This window comes from Streptomyces sp. AP-93, assembly GCF_022808175.1.
Classification (GTDB): Bacteria; Actinomycetota; Actinomycetes; order Streptomycetales; family Streptomycetaceae; genus Streptomyces.
Genome location: NZ_JALGBX010000039.1, coordinates 17235 through 36453, shown reverse-complemented (window position 1 = coordinate 36453; position 19219 = coordinate 17235). Strand labels below are relative to the sequence as shown.

General features: G+C 75.2%; 13 protein-coding genes. 7 read left to right on the top strand and 6 right to left on the bottom strand.

Annotated features, from left to right (window positions below; translation table 11 throughout):
- Nucleotides 1-209: 209 nt before the first annotated feature.
- Nucleotides 210-1712, top strand: a complete 1503-nt coding sequence (locus tag MTF69_RS39545) for a PLP-dependent aminotransferase family protein (RefSeq protein ID WP_243341609.1) — start codon at nt 210-212, stop codon at nt 1710-1712.
- Between the two features lie 27 nt (nt 1713-1739).
- Here MTF69_RS39545 and MTF69_RS39540 read toward each other — a convergent pair whose 3' ends face one another.
- The gene (locus tag MTF69_RS39540; protein ID WP_243341607.1) at nt 1740-3377 is read right to left on the bottom strand and encodes a hypothetical protein; all 1638 of its coding nucleotides are present in this window, start codon (nt 3375-3377) and stop codon (nt 1740-1742) included.
- Nucleotides 3378-3427: 50 nt separating this feature from the next.
- Complete coding sequence (locus tag MTF69_RS39535; RefSeq protein WP_007262923.1) at nt 3428-3622, bottom strand: hypothetical protein; 195 nt, start codon at nt 3620-3622, stop codon at nt 3428-3430.
- A 280-nt stretch (nt 3623-3902) separates the two neighbouring features.
- On the opposite strand from MTF69_RS39535, the gene MTF69_RS39530 reads away from it, so the two are divergent.
- From MTF69_RS39530 to MTF69_RS39520, 3 genes are all read left to right on the top strand, one after another.
- A complete protein-coding gene (locus MTF69_RS39530) occupies nt 3903-4382 on the top strand; it encodes an ankyrin repeat domain-containing protein (protein WP_243341606.1) in 480 nt (159 codons plus the stop codon).
- A 347-nt stretch (nt 4383-4729) separates the two neighbouring features.
- Nucleotides 4730-6136, top strand: coding sequence for a HEAT repeat domain-containing protein (locus tag MTF69_RS39525; RefSeq protein ID WP_243341604.1), 1407 nt, complete (start codon nt 4730-4732; stop codon nt 6134-6136).
- A gap of 546 nt (nt 6137-6682) precedes the next feature.
- On the top strand, nt 6683-8005 hold the full coding sequence (locus MTF69_RS39520; RefSeq protein WP_243341603.1) for a tachylectin-related carbohydrate-binding protein: 1323 nt from the start codon (nt 6683-6685) through the stop codon (nt 8003-8005).
- Between the two features lie 72 nt (nt 8006-8077).
- On the opposite strand, the gene MTF69_RS39515 is transcribed toward MTF69_RS39520, so the two are convergent.
- Genes MTF69_RS39515 through MTF69_RS39505 form a run of 3 tightly spaced genes read right to left on the bottom strand, consistent with a single transcriptional unit; the run spans nt 8078 to nt 10376 of the window.
- Nucleotides 8078-8947: a biotin-dependent carboxyltransferase family protein gene (locus MTF69_RS39515; protein WP_243341601.1), complete on the bottom strand. Its 870-nt coding sequence runs from the start codon at nt 8945-8947 to the stop codon at nt 8078-8080.
- Nucleotides 8944-9570, bottom strand: coding sequence for an allophanate hydrolase subunit 1 (locus tag MTF69_RS39510; protein ID WP_243341599.1), 627 nt, complete (start codon nt 9568-9570; stop codon nt 8944-8946). The genes MTF69_RS39515 and MTF69_RS39510 overlap by 4 nt, the downstream gene beginning before the upstream one ends.
- Nucleotides 9567-10376 (bottom strand): LamB/YcsF family protein, encoded by an 810-nt coding sequence (locus MTF69_RS39505; RefSeq protein WP_243341598.1) that lies wholly within the window; start codon nt 10374-10376, stop codon nt 9567-9569. The genes MTF69_RS39510 and MTF69_RS39505 overlap by 4 nt, the downstream gene beginning before the upstream one ends.
- Before the next feature lie 119 nt (nt 10377-10495).
- Between MTF69_RS39505 and MTF69_RS39500 the strand changes: the two genes are divergently transcribed.
- The 3 genes from MTF69_RS39500 (at nt 10496) to MTF69_RS39490 (ending at nt 18373) form a co-directional block, all read left to right on the top strand.
- Nucleotides 10496-12019 carry a hypothetical protein gene (locus MTF69_RS39500; RefSeq protein WP_243341597.1) on the top strand — a complete coding sequence of 508 codons (1524 nt, stop codon included), beginning with the start codon at nt 10496-10498 and terminating at the stop codon, nt 12017-12019.
- Nucleotides 12020-12575: 556 nt separating this feature from the next.
- On the top strand, nt 12576-13499 hold the full coding sequence (locus tag MTF69_RS39495) for a hypothetical protein (protein WP_243341595.1): 924 nt from the start codon (nt 12576-12578) through the stop codon (nt 13497-13499).
- Between the two features lie 113 nt (nt 13500-13612).
- On the top strand, nt 13613-18373 hold the full coding sequence (locus MTF69_RS39490) for a hypothetical protein (RefSeq protein WP_243341594.1): 4761 nt from the start codon (nt 13613-13615) through the stop codon (nt 18371-18373).
- A gap of 34 nt (nt 18374-18407) precedes the next feature.
- Here MTF69_RS39490 and MTF69_RS39485 read toward each other — a convergent pair whose 3' ends face one another.
- Nucleotides 18408-18902, bottom strand: coding sequence for a hypothetical protein (locus tag MTF69_RS39485; protein WP_243341593.1), 495 nt, complete (start codon nt 18900-18902; stop codon nt 18408-18410).
- Nucleotides 18903-19219: the final 317 nt, after the last annotated feature.

The following is a 19219-nucleotide window of genomic DNA, read 5'->3' as shown; positions in this document are numbered from 1 at the left end:
AGTATGCCCCCTGCTCCCGCCGGGCCGGGCGCGCCCCCGTGTCCGGCCGGTGAACGCCCTCCCCCCCGCCCCCTGGACCGCCTGCGTCCCGGTGGCCCCCTGGGTCCGGCTTCCTACCGGCCCCGTGGCACTCTGGACCGTAAGGATCGATCCAATGCCGCCCCCAGGAGGGCGGCAGGGGCCAATTTCGCGAAGGTGGACCGGAACGCATGGCGCAGTGGACCTCGGCCGTCGGTGCCGCACAGCTCGGCCGCCTCATCACCTCCCAGCAGGGCCGGACCGCCGCGCCCGGCGGGCGCAAGCTGCCCGCGTACCGCACGCTCGCCGACGGCATCCGCATGCTCGTCCTCGAAGGCCGCATCCCCGTCGCCGCCCGGCTCCCCGCCGAACGGGAGCTGGCCGTCGCGCTCGCCGTCAGCCGCACCACCGTCGCCGCCGCCTACGAGGCCCTGCGCGGCGAGGGGTTCCTCGAATCCCGCCGCGGCGCGGGCAGCTGGACCTCGGTGCCCGCCGGCAACCCCATGCCCGCCCGCGGCCTGGAGCCCCTGCCCCCCGAGTCCCTCGGCTCGATGATCGACCTCGGCTGCGCGGCCCTCCCGGCCCCCGAGCCCTGGCTCACCAAGGCCGTCCAGGGCGCGCTGGAGGAACTCCCGCCGTACGCCCACACCCATGGGGACTACCCGGCCGGCCTGCCCGCGCTGCGCCGCATGCTCGCCGACCGCTACACCGAGCGCGGCATCCCGACCATGCCCGAGCAGATCATGGTCACCACGGGCGCGATGGGCGCCATCGACGCCATCTGCAGCCTCTTCGCGGGGCGCGGCGAGCGGATCGCCGTCGAATCCCCGTCCTACGCCAACATCCTCCAGCTCATGCGCGCCGCCGGGGTCCGCCTCGTACCCGTCGCCATGGGGGAGGGGCTGACCGGCTGGGACATGGACGTCTGGCGCCAGGTGCTGCGCGACTCGGCGCCCCGCCTGGCCTATGTGGTCGCCGACTTCCACAATCCGACCGGGGCCCTGGCCTCCGACGAGCAGCGCCGCGCGATGGTCGAGGCGGCCCGCTCGGCCGGCACCGTCCTCGTCGCCGACGAGACCATGGTCGAGCTCCAGCTCGATCCGGTGATGGAGATGCCCCGCCCCGTCTGCTCCTTCGACCCGGCCGGCTCCACGGTCATCACCGTCGGCTCCGCCAGCAAGGCCTTCTGGGCCGGCATGCGCATCGGCTGGGTCCGCGCGGCCCCCGACGTCATCCGCAGCCTGGTGGCGGCCCGCGCCTACGCCGACCTGGGCACGCCGGTACTGGAACAGCTCGCGGTGGACTGGCTGATGCGCACCGGAGGCTGGGAGCGGGCCGTGGAGATCCGCCGCGACCAGGCCCGCGAGAACCGGGACGCCCTGGTGGCGGCGGTCCGCCGGGAGTTGCCGGACTGGGAGTTCCGGGTCCCGCTCGGCGGCCTGACCCTGTGGGCCCGCGCGGGCGGGCTCTCCGGTTCCCGGCTGGCCGAGGTGGGGGAGCGGGTGGGCGTACGGGTCCCCTCGGGGCCCCGGTTCGGTGTCGACGGGGCCTTCGAGGGGTACGTCCGGCTCCCCTTCACCGTCGGCGGCCCGGTGGCCGAGGAAGCGGCGGCCCGGCTGGCCGCCGCGGCCCGGCTGGTGGCCACCGGAGCGGGCGGCGGCGGGGCGGAGCCGCCGCGCACCTTCGTCGCGTAGAACCGGCCCGGTCCGGAGGGAAACGCCCTACGGGGCGTCCGCCGGGACCTCGGGGATCTCCGAGGCGTCGATCGCCGGGGCCTGCGCCTGGGCGGGCGGCTGGACGATGTGCAGCGGCTTGCCCGGCGTGACGTGGTCGGGGACCGGTTTGGGCGGCGCCTGCCGCTCGGGCAGCAGGTCCAGCACCGCCTGCCGGTGTCCCGGGTGCGTGGCCTCGTCGTACGGGTCCGGCGTGGCCGGCACCTGGAGCCGGTGCACGGGACCGGCGCCGAGCCGGGCGTACCCGCGCCCCGGCGGCGGTACGGCCGTCGGCGTGGTGTGCGGGGGCAGCCCCAGCACATCGGCGATCTGCTGGATCGTGGCGGCTCCGAGCACCGCCCGGGCCCGCGTGTGCTGCCAGACGGAGTCGTTCAGCAGCTCCAGGTGGTCGAACTGCTCGGCCACCACCACGGTCACGTGCGCGGCGCGCCCGTGCCGCAGCGGCACCTGGAGCTGCGCGATCGGGTCGGGGGCGCCCTCGGCGACGGCCAAGTGGGCCAGCACGCTGGGCCGGTCGAGCAGGATCCACAGCGGACGGCGGGTGTCCTCGGGCGCGGGCCGGCCGGCTTCGCGGGCCCGGTGGGTGGCGATCAGGCGGCGCTCGGTCTCGCGGGCGGCCCATTCCAGGGTGGCCAGCGCCCCGGCCGGCCCGCACTCCACGGCGAGGACGCCGGCGCGGCCGGAGAGGCAGGAGTACTCGCCGGTGCCGCCGCCCTCCACGATCAGTACGTCGCCCCCGTGCCGCAGGGCCTGCAGGGCGATGGAGCGCAGCAGCGTGGACGTACCGCTGCCGGGCTGGCCGACGGCCAGCAGGTGGGGCTCGGCGGAACGGGAACCGGTGCGCCAGATGACCGGCGGCATGTCCCGGGGCGCGTCGCCGTCCAGGACGGGCAGGGTGCGCTGCACGCTGCCCGGGTCGGTGAATCCGAGCACGGTCTCACCGGGGGAGGTGACGAAGGGCTGGGCGGCGATACCTGTCGGCAGCGCCGCCAGCACGCTCAGGTCGAGCTGGTTTCCCTCCTCGTCCCAGTCGAAGAGATACTCCCGTCCGCGCCCGGACTTGGCGTGCAGCAGTGCCTCGATCCGGGCCCTCGATGCGGCCTCGCCGTCGGTGAAGTAAGCCGGGTAGCGGATGTGGAGCCGGGTGACGCGGCCCGCCTCGTCGAACTCGTAGCCGCTGAAGGCCTTGTCCCATTCCCCGCCGTGGGCGAAGAGGGGGCTCGGGTCCTCCGGGATGGAGAAGTACGGCACGAGGGCTTCATAGAGGGAGCCGAGCCGTTCGGTCTCGGCATCGCTGGGCCCGGTCTTCACCGGGGTGCGGTCGCGTCCCTGCCAGGCCGCCGCCGCCATGAGAGTGATCAGGGCGGTGAGGGGGCCGTAGGGGACGAGGGCGACCACGAGGACGCCGGCGGCCCCCAGGAACAGCGCGGGACCACGCTTGTCCTTGGGGGTGTCGCACCACTTGCGGCGTCCGGCCGAGGCCAGGACGCGCAAGCCCCGTCCGATGGTGAGGAGCGGATGGAGGACGTCCGTGGCGCTGTCGGCGGCCGTGCGAGCGAAGTCGCGGCCCCGGGTCAGCGACACGGTGCCGCTGCTGAGGATGCGGGGAAGTGGGCGCCGGGCCACGGGCGTCTCCTGGAGTTGTGGATGCTTCGGGTGGGTTCCGGGGCCGGGCGCTAGAGCTTGATCCCGCCGAGAAGGCTCGCGAGGCTCGCCGTGCTCGCCGTGATGCTGGGGGCGATGGCGGATCCGGCGAGGAAGAAGCCGAAGAGGGCGCACACGAACGCGTGCGTCAGCTTCATGCCGTCCTTCTTGAAGAACAGGAAGCAGATGATGCCGAGCAGGACGACACCTGAGATGGACAGGACCATGAGTCAGTTCTCCTGGTGGGTGGGGACAGTCACCATCAGTTCTTCCAGGCTCACAGGAAGTATCAATGCGATAAAAGGTGCATATGGGTGAATCCGGTAATTTTTCACTTGACCGGCCCATCCCGGCTGGCGCGCCTGGCGGGATGGGGGAACGGGGGCCGCAGGGTGATCATTGCCTCGGCCCGCGCCTCTCATGTGCAGGTCCGGGCGCTACTCTGACGCTTCACCCGTACGGACGCAGTGCCGTGCGCAGCCCTGCCCGTGAAAGGCGGTACGACCGATGAGTGAGCACGTCGAGAACGGCTCCCAGGACTCCCAGGACTCCCAGGATTCCCAGAACTCCCAGGGCTCGCCGGACGCGCCGGACTCCCCGGGCGTTCCCGACGAGGACGTCGTCGAGCTGGCCACCAAGATCTTCGACCTCGCCCGCCGGGGCGAGACCGAGACCCTGGCCGCGTACGTCGACGCGGGCGTCCCGGCGAACCTCACCAACGACCGCGGCGACACCCTCGTCATGCTCGCCGCCTACCACGGCCACGCCGACGCCGTCACGGCCCTGCTGGCCCGCGGAGCCGAGGCCGACCGCGCCAACGACCGCGGCCAGACCCCGCTCGCCGGGGCGGTCTTCAAGGGCGAGACGGCCGTCATCCGCGCGCTGCTCGCCGGCGGAGCCGACCCGAACGCCGGAACGCCCTCCGCCGTGGACACCGCCCGCATGTTCGCCAAGGCCGACCTGCTGGAACTTTTCGGAGCCAACTAGTCCGCTTCTGGCCGTTCCCTGGCCGGTTCCAGGCCGGTCCAGACCTCACGGGTTGGTCACGGCGGCCTTAAATGTGGTCGCGGCGCACAAACCGCCTGGGTCATCATGGCGTCGGATTCGATTCGCGGACAGGGCGGACGGGCAGGAGCGGGCAGGACACAACGGGTGTCCGGCCCCTGCTCCTGGCCGGGTGGGGACCGCCGCCCTGGCCGAGAACACCGACGAGAGTGAGAAGGCAATGGTCTACATCGAGCGGAACCAGACGGCGGACGTCCTCACATGCTGTTACGCGGCCCTGTGAATTCCGATTCCCGGTTGCGTCCCCAGCTTGATTTGAGGCCATTCCCATGTTCGAACCAGTCATAGCGCCGAGCGGCACCCTGCTCGGGCTCCTCCAGCGCGGCCGCGGTGACGGCACGCTGCACGCACTCGCGGCGCCCAGGGCCGAGGCCCTCGCGGCGCTCAACCACTGCGTGGCCGGCGATCCGCGCCAGGACTGGCAGGTCGAGAACCGCTCCCTGTACTACGCACGCCTGTACCTGGACCTCGACGGCCCCCTGGGCGAGATCGAGGCCCACCTCTTCAGCGTCGACGACCTCGTCGACGAGGACGACCGCCGCACGGGCCTCGCCCTGTCCGTCCTGGGCCACCTGGCCTCGTACGGCCGCGACGACGCGCTCATGCTGCTGCGCCGGTACGCCGCCACGGGCGCCAACTGGGCCTGGGCCCTCGACGAACTCGCCCTGCGCGACGACGACGAGGGACTGCGCTCCCTGGCCGCCCCCGTCCTCGCCCGCTTCCCCGCCACCGCCGAGGGCGAGGCGCGGCTCGCCGCCGCCGTCCGCGACGCCTACGAGCCCAGGCCCTGGTGCCTGTGGGAAGAGGACCCCGGAGCCCCCGAATACGCCGAGCGGCTGCGCGTCGCCCGCCAGCAGGGCTCCTTCGACCGCTGGCAGCGCCAGCTCACCCCCCGCGGGCCCCAGCCCGGCTGGGGCGTCCAGGCCGTCTTCGACTGGGCCGCCGACGGACTGCGCCGGGGCACCCCCCTGCACGTCCCGGCCGCCCGCTGCCTCGCCGCCGTGGCCACCCCCGAAGACCGCTCCGCGATCCTGGCGGCCGCCGCCGGCGCCTCCGGAGAGGCCGCCCGCGCCACCGCGCTGCACCACCTGGTCCTCGCCGAGCCGGAGAACCCGGCCGTACTGGACCTCATCGAAGCCGTCGGCGACGAGCCGGCCGTAGCCGCCTACGAGCGCATGTGCGGCCCCGCCGCCGTCGAGCGGGCCCGCCGCTGGGTCCAGCGCCCCGACGCCCTCGGAACGGCCGCAGGGACCCTCCTGGCCGCCCGGGGCGGAGCGGAGGACGCCACCCTGGTCCTCGGAGCCCTGCGCTCCACCGTCCGCGGCTCGGGCCCGGACTCGACGCCGCTGTTCACCCTGGTCGACGGAGCGGGCCGGCTCCGCATCGGCTGCGCGGCGCCGGTACTGCGCCACATCTACCGCGAGACGGCCTCCTCCCACCTGCGGGGCCGCGCCGCGCGGGCCCTGGCGGCGACGGACCCCTCCTTCGCGGCGGGCTTCGCCGTCGAGTGCCTCTGGGACTGCGAGGAGACGACCCGGGAGGTGGCCGCCCGCCACGCCGAAACGGCCGACGCCCGCGTCGCCCCGCGCCTGCGCCGCCTGGCGGCGGACCCCGCGGAGGAAGAGGACGTCCAGTCGGCGGTCCGGAGCCGGATCGCCCCGGAGTCGGCGGTGTAGCAGTGCGGGGAGCGGCCGGCCCGGGGCGACCCGGGCCGGCGCCCGCGGCGGGCATGCGCGCCGCAAACTTGTCGACCGGTGTGCAACCCCCGAGGCGCACGAAGCGCCGTCCGTCCGTCCGTGCGTGCGTGCACGCGTACACGTCTGAAGACGCGAAGACCCGGGGACATCTTGAACGCCACTCGCCGCGCCACTCACCGCGCCACGCGCCCGGCCACCCATCGGACCCGGCTCGCGCTGGTCGCGGGCATCGCCGTCCTCGCCGGGTGACGCCCCCCTGGCCACGGCTTCCGCCGTCACCCCGGTCGTGCGGGCCGGCGCCGAGGCTCCCGCGCCGGTGACCGTGTCCAGTCGAAAATCCGTTGAGCGGCATACAACCCTCGGGGTGCATGCGGTGTCGTACAGGTGAACGCACACGCGCGCGCTGATGCCGCACGCCGCACGCCGCACGCCTGGATCCTGGGTCCTGGGTCCTGGATCCTGAAGTTCTATGGGGGAATTGTGAATACCGCTCGACGCGCCTCTGGCCGTACCCGTCTCGCGCTCGTGGCCGGCCTTGCCGTCCTCGCGAGCGTGGCGGCTCCGATGGCCTCGGCCTCCGCCGTCACTCCGATGGTGGCGGCTGCCGCGGAGGATGCCGCGCCGGTGACCGTGATCCAGGAGACCAGCGACATCCGTACGGGTGACGTGCCGGTCTCGCAGATCCGGTTCACCGCCGAACTGCCGGCGGGGTTCTCCGGTGACGTCAAGGCCCAGATGGTGATCGACAACACCCCCGGAGGCGGGTGGGACACCCCCTCCAGGATGATCAGCGGGTTCAGGAACGTCAGCTGCCTGGTGAACGGCGTCCCCGGCTCGCCGTGCAAGTTCTTCGGCGGCACCACCGAAGACGACGACGGCACCCTCTACCTGGACCTGCCCACGGCCACCGTCGTCCCGAGCGCCAGTGGCCAGAAGGTCACGTGGGTGCTCCGGATGAACGTCGCGGACAACCTGTTCGGCTCCATGGGGGGCCGGATCGACCTGAGGGACGCCGCCGGAGCCGCGCTGGCCACCGCCCCCGTCAAGATCAATTTCGTCGAGGGGCGCGCGTCCTACCGGCCGACCTTCTTCGGCCGTGACGCTGCCGGTGTGCTGTGGCAGTACGAGTCCGACGGCAAGACCGGCAGCGTCCGCTACGCACCGCGCACGAGGGTCGGTGGCGGTTGGAACATCTACGACACGATCACCCGTCTCGGCTCTTCCCACGTGGGCAGCGAGGCCGCGCCCCCGGGATACGGCACCGAGCTGGTGGCTCGTGATGCCGCCGGGCAGCTCTGGTTCTACGAGCGGAGCGGGGATCCGGTGAATCCCTTCAAGTCCCGCAAGCTGGTGGGCGGCGGCTGGGGCCAGTACACCTCGATCGTCGGCATGGGTGATTCCCGCAGGGACGGGGTCAGCGACCTGCTGGCCCGGGGCAGCGACGGGGTCCTCTGGTTCTATCGCGGTACCGGGAACCCCGACCGTCCGTTCAAGCCGCGCGTGAAGGTCGGCGGCGGCTGGAACCAGTACACGAGCCTCACGGCCTTCCCCAACGGGCTCCTGGCGAAGGACGCGGCCGGAGTCCTGTGGTACTTCGAGGCGAACCCGACCGGTGAGGTCGCCGCCCCGCTCAAGCCCAGGCGTCAGATCGGCACCGGGTTCGGCCCCTTCACCGCCCTCGCGTACGCCGGGGACAAGAACGCGCTCGGGCACGACGACATGCTGGCCCGGGGCCGCGACGGCAGCCTCTGGCTGTACGAGGGCGCCTGGAACACCAAGGGCTACAAGCTCAGCGGCAAGCGCACCCTGGTCGGTGGCGGCTGGAACATCTACAACACGCTGATCTGACACCCCGTGCGGACCCGGCCCCCGGGTGCCCGGAGCCGTTCGGCGGCGGGCCCCGGGCGGCGGGACGGTCGCTCACCGGCTCCGTACGAACCGCACCGGGAGGCCCGGCGGCGACTGGGCCGCCGCGTCGAGGGCCGGGCCCGGTGGGACGACGCCGACGACCGGGTAGCCGCCGGTGACCGGGTGGTCGGCCAGGAAGACCACCGGCCGGCCGTCCGGGGGGACCTGGACTGCGCCCAGGACCATGCCCTCGCTCGGGAGTTCGCCGCCACGGGCCCGGAGCAGGGCCGGCCCTTCCGTGCGCAGGCCGATGCGGTTCGAAGCCGCCGAGACGGTGTAGCGGCCGCGCAGCAGGCGCTCCGTCAGTGACTGCGCCGTGAACCAGTCGGCCCTCGGGCCCAGCCGCAGCGGGAGTACCAGTTCCGAGGGCGGGCCCGGCGCCGCCGGGGCGTCGGCCCCGGCCACCGGATCGGGACCGGGCGCGCCCACCGGCAGCACCGCCCCCGCGGTCAGGACCGGTGGCCCGAGGCCCGACAGCAGATCGGTCGAGCGACTGCCCAGCACCGGCTCGACCGCGAAACCTCCCCGCACCGAGACGTAGCCGCGCACCCCCGACTCCGCCCGGCCCACCTCCAGCTCCGCCCCGGCGCGCAGCCAGACCGGGGCTCCCCAGGCCACCGGGCGCCCGCAGGCCCGTACCGCACAAGGCGCCCCGGTGACCGCCACCGTCACCGGGCCGCCCACCGCCCGCAGTGCCACGCCGTCCACGGTCGTCTCCAGGACTGCGGCCCCCGGCGGATTGCCCAGCAGCCGGTTCGCCAGCGCGTGCGCCCCCGCGTCGAGGGCCCCCGAACGGGGGACGCCGAAGTGGGCGTACCCGGGCCGGCCCAGGTCCTGGAGGGTGGTCAGCGCGCCCGCCCGTACGACCTCCAGCCCCCTCACAGCGCCGCTCCCGCCTCGGTGAACCGCACCCGTACCCCCGGCGCGAACAGCGCGGCCGGCTCGCGCGCCGGGTCCCACAGCACCGCGTCGGTGGACCCGATCAGCTGCCAGCCGCCGGGGGAGGAGCGCGGATAGACCCCGGCGTACTCGCCCGCGAGGGCCAGCGAGCCCGCCGGTACCGCCGTACGGGGCGTCGCGCGCCGGGGCAGGTGGAGGCGGGCGGGCAGGCCCGTCAGGTAGCCGAAGCCCGGGGCGAACCCGCAGAAGGCCACCCGGAAGGTGATCGCGCCGACGATGCCGGGCACCTCCTCGGGGGACACCTCCCACCGTGCGGCCACCTCCGCGAGGTCCGGGCCGTCGTAGCGCACCGCGACCGTCACCGGGGGCGGCCCGTCGGCCGGCGCCAGCGGGGGGACCCGCCAGCGGGCGATCCGGGCCGCGAGGGCGCGCGGCTCCCGTACCCCGTCCAGCAGGACGGTCCGGGCCGCGGGCACGATGTCCCGTACGCCGCCCAGCTCGCCCGCGTCCCGCCGGCGCAGCAGCTCCGCGTGAAGCGCGGCCACCTCCTCGGCGGAGTCCACCTCCAGCAGCAGCGCCCCGGCGCCGGCCTCCAGGGCCCTCACGCGAAGGCCTCCACCCGGACCCCGGCCCCGCCGAGCGCCCCGCGGACGCGCAGGGCCAGGTCCGCCGCCCCGGGGGTGTCCCCGTGCAGGCACAGGGACCGGGCGTCCACCGGGATCCGGGAGCCGTCCGCGGCCGTCACCACGTGCCCGGCGGCCATGTCCACGGCGCGGGCCACCACCGCGTCCGGGTCGTGGACCACGGCGCCCGGCTCGCCTCGCGGTACGAGCGTGCCCGCCGGGGTGTAGGCGCGGTCGGCGAAGGCCTCCGGGACGGCCGGCAGCCCGGCCCGCCCGGCGGCGTCGAGCAGCAGGGAACCGGGCAGCCCGAGCACCGGGAGCCCGCCGGGACCGGCCGCGAGCAGCACGCCGGCCACCACGGCGGTGGCCTGGCCCGCGTCGTGCACGGTGCGGTTGTAGAGCGCGCCGTGCGGTTTCACGTACGACACCCGGGAACCGGCCGCCCGCGCGAAGACCTCCAGCGCCCCGATCTGGTAGGCCACCTCGTCGGCCAGCTCACCGGCCGGCACGTCCATGGAACGGCGGCCGAAGCCCGCCAGGTCCCGGTACGAGACCTGCGCGCCGATCCGCACCCCGCGCGCGGCCGCCAGCTCGCAGACGCGCCGCATGATGGACGGATCGCCGGCGTGGAAGCCGCAGGCGACGTTGGCGCTCGTGACGACGGACAGCAGGGCCTCGTCGTCGGTCAGCGTCCACCGCCCGAAGCCTTCGCCGAGGTCGGCGTTGAGATCGATCACCGGGATTACCGGGCCGGGCGCCGGGGTGTCCGGCGTGATCATGGGAGCCATGCGGTGAGCGTAGAACAGGGCGCGGGCCGCGCTCTCGTCCGACGGCGCGAGGACGGCGGGAGGATCGGGCGAACCATCCCGTTTGGGATGTTGTCAGGGTCAGCGCCTAGTCTTTGCCCGTGACTCTCCCTGCCCCGGCGAAGACCCTTCCCTCTCCGGCGTCGGGCCCGGCCGCCGACGAGGGCCTGGCCCGGCGGCTGCGCGCGCTCGCCTGCACCGCCCCGCTGCACGACCTCGACGTACGCAAGGCCAATCTGGCCGGCGAGTACGGGGTCTACGCGATGGCGGAGGTCGCGCTCGCCGCGATCGACCTGGTCACGCTCAACATGGACTTCGACACCGGCGCGGACCACGAGCAGATAGTGGCCCGCCTGCTGCCGCGCGTCGCCGCCCAGGCACCTGCGCGCCCCGCGGCCGAGCACGAGCGGGTGGCCCGCTGGGTGCTGGAGAACCTGATCAACGTCGGCAGCGTCGACCGCGGATTCCGCGCGATCTACGGCACGTTCGGCCCGGACGGGGTGTACGTCCGCCGCGACTACGACTTCAAGCTCATCGAGGAAGTCCCGGGCTACGGCGGCACGGTGTACCTGCGCACCACGGATGAGGCCGTCAACGTCCTGGTCGGCGCCCTCGACACGGACGTCACCAGCGCGCAGATCGCCGCCGAGGTCAAGCTGGAGGTCCTGATCAGCCGGGGCCGGCTCGCCGACGCCCAGCTCGCCGCCGAACAGGCCCGCTACCGCACCGTCCAGTACGCCGAGACCCTGCGCCGCACGCTCGACGCGACCCGGCGCAACGTGCGGGCCGTGGACTGGCTGGTGACCGTCCCCGACATGATCGCGGAGGCCCTGGACCACGTCGCCGACCGCTACCGCCACGAGAACGCGATCCTGACCAACATCCGCAAGGCCCGCGACGAGGCGGAAGCTGTGCCTGATTCGAAGACGGGGGACAACAAGCGGCGCGCCGCCGAGCTCGTCGACATCGTCAAGGACTGCATCCGCCGCCACACCCAGCTCCAGTCCCGACTGCTCGACGCGGGCCCGCTCTTCCGCGCCGAACAGGACCGCCAGGCCTTCGCGGCCCCCGCGCCGCGCACCGGCATCGACCTGTACGGGCAACTGGTGGCCCCCGCCCTCCCTCTCCCCGTCGCGCAGGCCATCCGGGTCACGGACGCCTTCTTCGCGTCGGGCGCCGGCCTGCGCACCCCCGTCTCCGTCCGCGTCGCGGACCTGGTGGAGATCCTGCTGACCCCGCCGGTGGAGCGCGAACACCTCGGCGTGGAGATGCCGGAGCCGGACCTGATCGCCACCCCCGACGACAGCCGCTTCAGCGAGGAGCAGCTCGCCGCCGCGATGGCACTCCTGGAACTCCCGCACGACGCCCCGCGCCGCCTGTCCGGTCTCCTGGCGGAGGCCCGCCGCTCCGATCCCGACCTGCCCTACCTGGTCGCCCTGCTGGCGGTCCACGCGGCGAGCCCGGCGGTGGGCACGGCGTACCGCCAGGGCGAGGAGCGGCTCCTCTTCGCGGTCGACGACGGCACGGAACTCGAAGACCCCGAATTCGGCGGCGCGGACCTCATCGTCGGCACCGCCCTCCTCGACGCGGCAGCCATGACGGCAGACCGCACGGAGGCGGCATGACCCGCCGCCCCACCACCCCGCTAACCGCCCGCCCCGCACACACACCCTCCCGCGACCCTGCCACCCGCCCAACCCCTGCGCCCGGCTGGCCTGCACACCTCGGGCTGGGCCCTGGCTCCCGTGGCGGGGGAGTGCTGATCGGCCCCGCGCCCTTGCCCGGCCCTGCTGCACGCCCCGGGTCGGGCCCTGCGCCCTCGCGCGGCGGGTCCGGCCCCACGCCCGTGCGCGGCGGTGTCGCCGGCCCCGGCGGGCCCGCAGGCTCCGTCGCCGGGGCGGAGCCCCTGGCGGCCCGGTCCCACCCGGGGGTGTGGGGGCTTGCCCCTGCTTTCGGGAAGGGGCGGGGTGGGGGAAGGTCCGCCCCCGCAGCGGGCCCCGCTGCCGCCGCCGCTGTGGCGGTGACCGCCGGCTCCGCTACCGCCGCCGGGCCTGCCTGCCCCACCGCCGCACGGCCACCCGCGCACGCCCGGACGCGAGCCGCCGTCCCGCACACCGCAGGTGCCCCGCACACCCGCACTCGCACCAGCACCAGCACCCGCACCGCCGAGGAGACCCACCCGTGAGCGACCACCACGCCGAGCACCCCGCGTGGAGCGAGCCCGACGCACAGTCGGCCTCAGCCTCGGCACCAGCACCGGCACCGGCACCACCGGGCCCCACCCCCGTGACCCCGGCGGACGCCGCAGACGCGGCCCGCCTCGTCGCGTTCGGGCTCCAGCCCAAGCTGCTGCCCGCCCGCGACGCCGAGTACGCCGAACTGCTGCGCCGCTACCGCGAGGACCCCGCCTTCGCCCGGCTCGCCGACGCCGTCGCCACCGGCCTCGGCCTCGTCGTCCTGGAGGTGTCCCCCCGCGCAGGCATGGCCGTCGCCGCCGGTGAGGACTCCGTCTTCGCCGTCCGCATGGGCGACTACGCCCGCCGCACCACCGCCGACTCCGCGGACCGCTTCCTGCACGGCCTCGCCCACCTCGCCGTGGCGGCCCTGGCCTTCCCCCGCCCCGAGGACCTCGCCGACGACGGCTACATCGGCCGGATCACCGTCAACGGCGTCGACGCCTTCGTCCGGCAGACCTGCCGCCGCCTGGAGGAGCGCGCCGAGGAACTCGGCGAGAACACCGACCCGGCCTCCGACGCCCCCGGCCTGGAGGCCGCCTGGCGGGTCTACACCCGCCGCAGCGCGACCGGCGCCACCAAGGACGCCCGCCGGCTGGCCGGTTCCACCACCGGCATCGTCGGCAAGGCCGCCGCCTTCCTCACCGACTCCGGCTTCCTCCAGCGCACCGGGGACGAGGCCGGAGGCACGTACCGCACCACCCCCCGCTACCAGCTCCAGGTCCGCGACATGGCGGGCAGCGCGGCCATGGCCGAGCTCCTCGACCTGGGCGTGGTCCCCGTCAGCGACGGCTCCGCCAGCCTGCTGCCGCCGCCCGAGGGCGACGACCTGGAGCTCGCCGCCGACGCGGGCCTGCCCTTCCACGCCTGAGCCGCCCCCCCAACCGCCCGGGCCACCCACCCCACCCACCCCACCCGCGCCACCCGCGCCGCCCGCCACCCCGTCCCCGTACGACCTACGAAAGACCACGAGAGTCCGCCGCCATGTACGAGCTGTCCCGGATCCGCCTCTACTCCATCGGGCCCGCCGGCGCGCGCTACGCCGACACCGTGCTCGACCTGCGCGGAGTCGGCGAGCCGGTGCCCCACCCGGCGCCCACCCAGGCGGAGTTCTTCGAGGACGAGCCCACCGGCCCGCCCCGCCGCCCCGCCCCCGCCGGCGTGCTCTTCCTGGAGAACGGCGGCGGCAAGTCCGTCCTGCTCAAGCTGATCTTCTCGGTGATGCTGCCCGGCCACCGCAACACCCTCGGCGGCGCGAGCTCCGGCGTCCTGCGCAAGTTCCTGCTGGCCGACGACTGCGGACACGTGGCGCTGGAATGGCAGCACACCCAGACCGGCGAGTGCGTGGTCGTCGGCAAGGTCAGCGAATGGCGCGGCCGCCAAGTCTCCAACGACCCGCGCAAGTTCGCCGAGGCCTGGTACTCCTTCCGCCCCGGCCCGGGCCTCAGCCTGGACAACCTCCCGGTGTCCGAGGCCACTTCGGTGCGCCCGCCCGTGGAAGGAGCCTCCGGCGCCCAGGGCCGGCGCCGCACCATGAAGGGCTTCCGCGACGCCCTGACCGAGGCGGGCAAGGCGTACCCGCACCTGGAGGTGTACTTCGAGGAGATCCACGACCGCTGGAACGAGCACCTCACCGAGGTCGGCCTCGACCCCGAACTCTTCCGCTACCAGCGCGAGATGAACGCCGACGAGGGCGAGGCCGCCGGCCTCTTCGCGGTCAAGAAGGACTCCGACTTCACCGACCTGCTGCTGCGCGCCGTCACCGACACCCGGGACACGGACGGCCTCGCCGACCTCGTCCACGGCTTCGGCAACAAGCTCGGCCGCCGCGCCGAGCTGATGGCCGAGCGGGAGTTCACCGCAGGCTCCGTAGACCTCCTCACCAAGATCGTCGAGGCCGCCGCGGCCCGCTCCCGGCTCCGCGACGTCCACGCCGGGGCCGAACGCCGTACGCGCACCCTCGCCCGGCGCCTGTCCGCCCGCGCCGGCGAGGAGCGCGGCCGCGCCGCCGACCTCGCGCAGCGGGTCACCGCAGCCGCCCACCAGGTCACCGCCGCCGAGTCCGCACGCACCCGCAGCGCCGCCGTCTCGGCCGAACTCGCCTACCGGCACGCCTCGCTGGCCCTGACCGTCGCCGACAAGGCCGCCGCCGCGCAGCGCCGCGAGCTGCTCGAAGCCCGCACCCTGCACTCCGCCTGGCAGGCCGCCGAGCACGTCCTGCGCCACCGCTCCGCCGCCGACCGCTCCGCCCGGGTCGCCGCCGCGATCCTGGAAGCCGAGCGGGACGCCGCCCCGGCGCTCGCCGCCCGCGCCACCGCCGCCACCGAGCTCGTACGGGCCCTGCACGCCGCCGCCGAGCAGGGCGAGCGCGCCGCCAACGAGGAGGAGGAGCGCTCCGCCGCCCTCCAGGAGACCGGCGAAGCCTCCCATCGCGCCGCCACCGCCGCCGCCACGGCCGCCCAGCGGGCCCGCAGCGAGGCCGAGCACCTGCGCGCCCGCCTCGCCGAGGTCCAGCAGGAGACCGCCGAGGCCGTCCGGGCCGGCTGGCTCGACGACTCCGCCCCCGACGCCGACCCGGCGCGCGCCGCCCTGGCCGCCGCCGACGCGGAGAAGACGGCCGTGGCCGCCTGGGACGAGTCCCGCGAGGCCTCCCGCGCAGCCGCCGAGGCCGCCCGCGAGGCCGCCGCGGCGGAATCCCGCGCGGAACTCACCGCCGCCCGCGCGGCGGACGCCGCCGACGCGGCCGAGGCGGCCCACGACGCCGAGCACCGGGCCGCCGCCTCCCTCGCCGGGGCCCCGCGCCTGGCCGCCCTCCTGGGAGCCCCGTCGGCCCCCGGCACCCCCGACCCGTCCCCGCGGGCCGACGGCGGTACGCCTCCCAGCCGGCCGGGGGCCGACGCCCCCGGCCGGGGCTCCGCCGGAACCCCGCCCGCGGGGCACCCCGCCACGCCCGGCGGCACCGGCGCCGGTGCCGCAGGCGCCCCCGCCGCCCCGGGCGCAGTCCGCGCCGCCGCCACCGGCTGGCTCACCGCCGAGGACCTGGACCGGGGCGCCGACGACCTCCGCACCCTGCTCACCGACGGAGTCGCGACCGCCGAACGCCAGCTCTTCGACCTGCGCACCGCCGCCGCCGACGACTCCCGCATCCTCGGCGCCCTCGGCGACGGCGGCCTGCTGCCGCCCGGCCCCGACGTCCTCGCCACCGTCGAGTTCCTCGGCGAACACGGCATCCCGGCCCTCCCCGGCTGGCGCTACCTCGCCCAGTCCGTGGACCCGGCCGACCACGCCGCCGTCCTCGCCGCCCGCCCCGAACTCGTCGACGGCGTGGTCATCACCGACCCCGACACCCACTCCAGGGCCCGCGAGGTCCTCTCCGGCGCCGCCCTGCTGCCCCGCTCCACCGTCGCCGTCGGCACCGCCGCCGCCCTGCTGGCGCCGGTTCCCCCGGCCGGCGACGCCACGGGGTCCGGCACCTCCGGCATCTTCATCGTTCCGCCGAACCCGGCCATGCACGACGAGCACGCCGCCGACGAGGAGCGCCAGGCGCTGCGCGCCCGCGCCACCGCCCGCGACACCGAGATCCGCGAGCTCGCCGCCCGCCTGTCCGGCGACCGCGAGCTCGCCGCCCGGCTGCTGTCCTGGCGCACCGGCTGCCCGCCCGGCCGTCTCGCCGAGCTCGCGGAGCAGGCGGCCGCCGCCCGCGGCTTCGCCGAGGAGACCGACGCCGAGCTCGCGGAGGCCCGTACCGTACGCGCCGAGGCCGACGAGGCCGCCGCCGACGCCGCCCGCGTCCGCGACGAGCGCCAGGACACCGCCCAGCGCGCCCGCCGCGTCGCGGACGCCCTCGCGGGCCTCGCGTACCGGCTGCGCGAGCGCGCCGGCTGGCAGGCCAAGCTGCGCGAACTCGCCGACGATGCCGCCGAGTCCGAGGCCCGCGCCGAGGTCTGCCTCGACCGGGCCCGCGCCGCCGACGAGGACCGCCGCGCCGCCCAGCGCGCCGCCGACGACGCCCGCCGCACCGCCCGCGCGCTGCGCGCGGAGCGCGCCGAGATCGCCGGAGCCCCCGATCCGCTGCCGGAGGGCGACGGTACGGCCAAGGCCCCGCTCCCGGCGCTGCGCGAGGCCTACCGCGCCGCATCCCAGCTCTACGAGAAGGTCGGCGTCGGCGCCGACCTGCGCTCCGAACAGGCCCGCGCCGAGAGCGACGAGTCCGTGGCCCTCGCCGAACTGGACCGCCTCACCAACAAGGTCCGTACCCGCGCCGCCCAGCTCCTCGAAGGCACCGACGGAGCCGACGGCCCCTCCCGCCAGGCCGCGGCAGCCCGCGCCGAAGCCCTCGTGCAGATGCTGGAGACCCGCGCCTCCACCGCGAGCGAGCAGCTCGGGCGGCTGCGCGGCGAGGCCGAACGGCACGCCCCCGCCGAGGGCGGGGCACACACCGAGCTGCCCGAGGAGCTGATCCCCGACAACGTCGAGGACGCCCAGGCCGGGCTCCGCACCGCCACCGCCCAGCTCGCCGCCCACACCGCCGCCGTGGAGTCCGCCCGCGCGGCCCACGCCGACCTGCTGCGCGCCCACCGCACCGCCGAGGAGGGCGCGGGCGGTTTCGACGAGACCGCGGCCATGCTCCGCGACCTCCTGCGCGACCACACCCACCCGGAGGACGAGCAGGAGCCGGTGGCCCACCCCGGCAGCCTGGAGGAGGCCCGCCAGTCCGCCACCGAGGCCCGCCGCTCGCTACGGGCCTGCGCCGCCGACCTGTCGGCCGCCGAGGCCGCCGTCCGCGAGGCGAGCGACATCCTGGTCCGGCACGCCAACGCCAACCGCTACGAGCAGGTACGCACCCCCGCGCGGCAGCAGATCCGCGAACTGCCCGCCTCCGCCCTGCCCGAACACGCCGCGGCCTGGGCCGTGGCCTTCGCCCCCCGGCTGCGCGTCCTCACCGACGAGCTGGCGCAGCTGGAGCGCAACCGGGACAGCATCGTGGACCGGCTGCGCGGCCTCGTGGAGTCGGCCCTGGCCACCCTGCGCTCCGCCCAGCGGCTCTCCCAGCTCCCCGAGGGCCTGGGGGAGTGGTCGGGCCAGGAGTTCCTGCGCATCCGCTTCGAGGAGCCCGACCAGGCCACCCTCACCGAGCGGCTCGGCGAGGTCATCGACGAGGCGACCCGCGCCGCCGTGAAGAAGAACAGCACCGCCTCCTTCGGCGAGGGCCGCCGCGACGGCATGTCGCTGCTGCTGCACGGGGTCCAGGCGGCCCTGGAACCCAAGGGCATCGCGGTGGAGATCCTCAAGCCCGACGCGGTGCTGCGCGCCGAGCGGGTCCCGGTCGGCCAGATGGGCGACGTGTTCTCCGGCGGCCAGCTGCTCACCGCCGCGATCGCGCTGTACTGCACGATGGCGGCGCTGCGCAGCAACGACCGGGGCCGCGACAAGCACCGGCACGCGGGCACGCTCTTCCTCGACAACCCGATCGGGCGCGCGAACGCCACGTACCTGCTGGAACTCCAGCGGGCCGTCTCGGACGCCCTCGGCGTCCAGCTGCTGTACACCACGGGCCTGTTCGACACCACGGCCCTCGCCGAGTTCCCGCTGGTCATCCGGCTGCGCAACGACGCCGACCTGCGCGCGGGGCTCAAGTACATCAGCGTCGAAGAACACCTGCGCCCGGGCCTGCCCCAGCAGTTCGCGGAGGGGGAGACGATCCACGGCGAGATCACGGCGACCCGCATGTACCGCCGAAGCTAGAGCGCCGCAGCTGGGGCGCCTCATCCCGCGGGCCTCAGCCCCGCCCCGTGCCCGTCTGCGGCGGCCAGATGCCGGTCGCCTCGCCGCGCACGGGTATGCGGGGCGGCAGGGGAGGCGCCGAGCGCGCCTCCCGGCGCGCCCTGCGCCGCTCGCGCCGCCGGCCCCGCGCCGTACTGCTGGGCTCCGAGAGCACCCCGTAGCGCTGGTTCCACGTCTGCCGGGTGATCAGCACGTCGAGCACGCCCCACGTGGCCACGACCACCCCCGCTATCGCGCACAGCGACAGCGGGAGCGCCAGCCAAGAGCCGGTGACCGTCAGGAAGAAGGCGATCGTCGCGTCCGTCAGCGTCACCGCGACGATCAGCACCGCCCGCACGGCCGATCTCCGCACCGGGTCCGGCATGCGCCTGCGCCCCGCCGGCTGGTCCACCCACAGGGCCCGCCCCCGCGGCGCCCCGGGCCCCGCGTCGCCGACCGTGTCGTCTTCGTAGCCTTCGTAGCCTTCGTAGCGCTCGTACCTCTTCGCCATGGTCGGCTCCCTCCCCTCCACGCGGCCGCTCATGCCCGCCCCGAACAGGTAGACGCGCGGAGGGCCCGATAGATTCCCGGATCCCGGACGCACCGGGAGCCCGGAAGTATCGCGGAACGAAGAATTCCAGCCATCCATTCCGCGACGGGAACCTTGGCCCCACCAAGTGTCATCTGCCGCATATCGGGCCGCACTTCACGGGAACTATCGGACAACTCGTGATCTTCGTCCGGGGCTCAGGCCGAAAACGTCCGGACAGTCCTTCGAAGGTTCGCTGTGGCAGTAGTAGGCTCACGCCGTTTAAATGACGGAACACC

What these genes read in the sequence shown, in the direction of transcription:
- MTF69_RS39545 (WP_243341609.1), top strand. Translation starts at nt 210, where the DNA reads ATGGCGCAGTGGACCTCGGCCGTCGGTGCCGCACAGCTCGGCCGCCTC.
- MTF69_RS39535 (WP_007262923.1), bottom strand. Translation starts at nt 3,622, where the DNA reads ATGGTCCTGTCCATCTCAGGTGTCGTCCTGCTCGGCATCATCTGCTTC.
- MTF69_RS39530 (WP_243341606.1), top strand. Translation starts at nt 3,903, where the DNA reads ATGAGTGAGCACGTCGAGAACGGCTCCCAGGACTCCCAGGACTCCCAG.
- MTF69_RS39525 (WP_243341604.1), top strand. Translation starts at nt 4,730, where the DNA reads ATGTTCGAACCAGTCATAGCGCCGAGCGGCACCCTGCTCGGGCTCCTC.
- MTF69_RS39505 (WP_243341598.1), bottom strand. Translation starts at nt 10,376, where the DNA reads ATGGCTCCCATGATCACGCCGGACACCCCGGCGCCCGGCCCGGTAATC.
- MTF69_RS39490 (WP_243341594.1), top strand. Translation starts at nt 13,613, where the DNA reads ATGTACGAGCTGTCCCGGATCCGCCTCTACTCCATCGGGCCCGCCGGC.
- MTF69_RS39485 (WP_243341593.1), bottom strand. Translation starts at nt 18,902, where the DNA reads ATGGCGAAGAGGTACGAGCGCTACGAAGGCTACGAAGGCTACGAAGAC.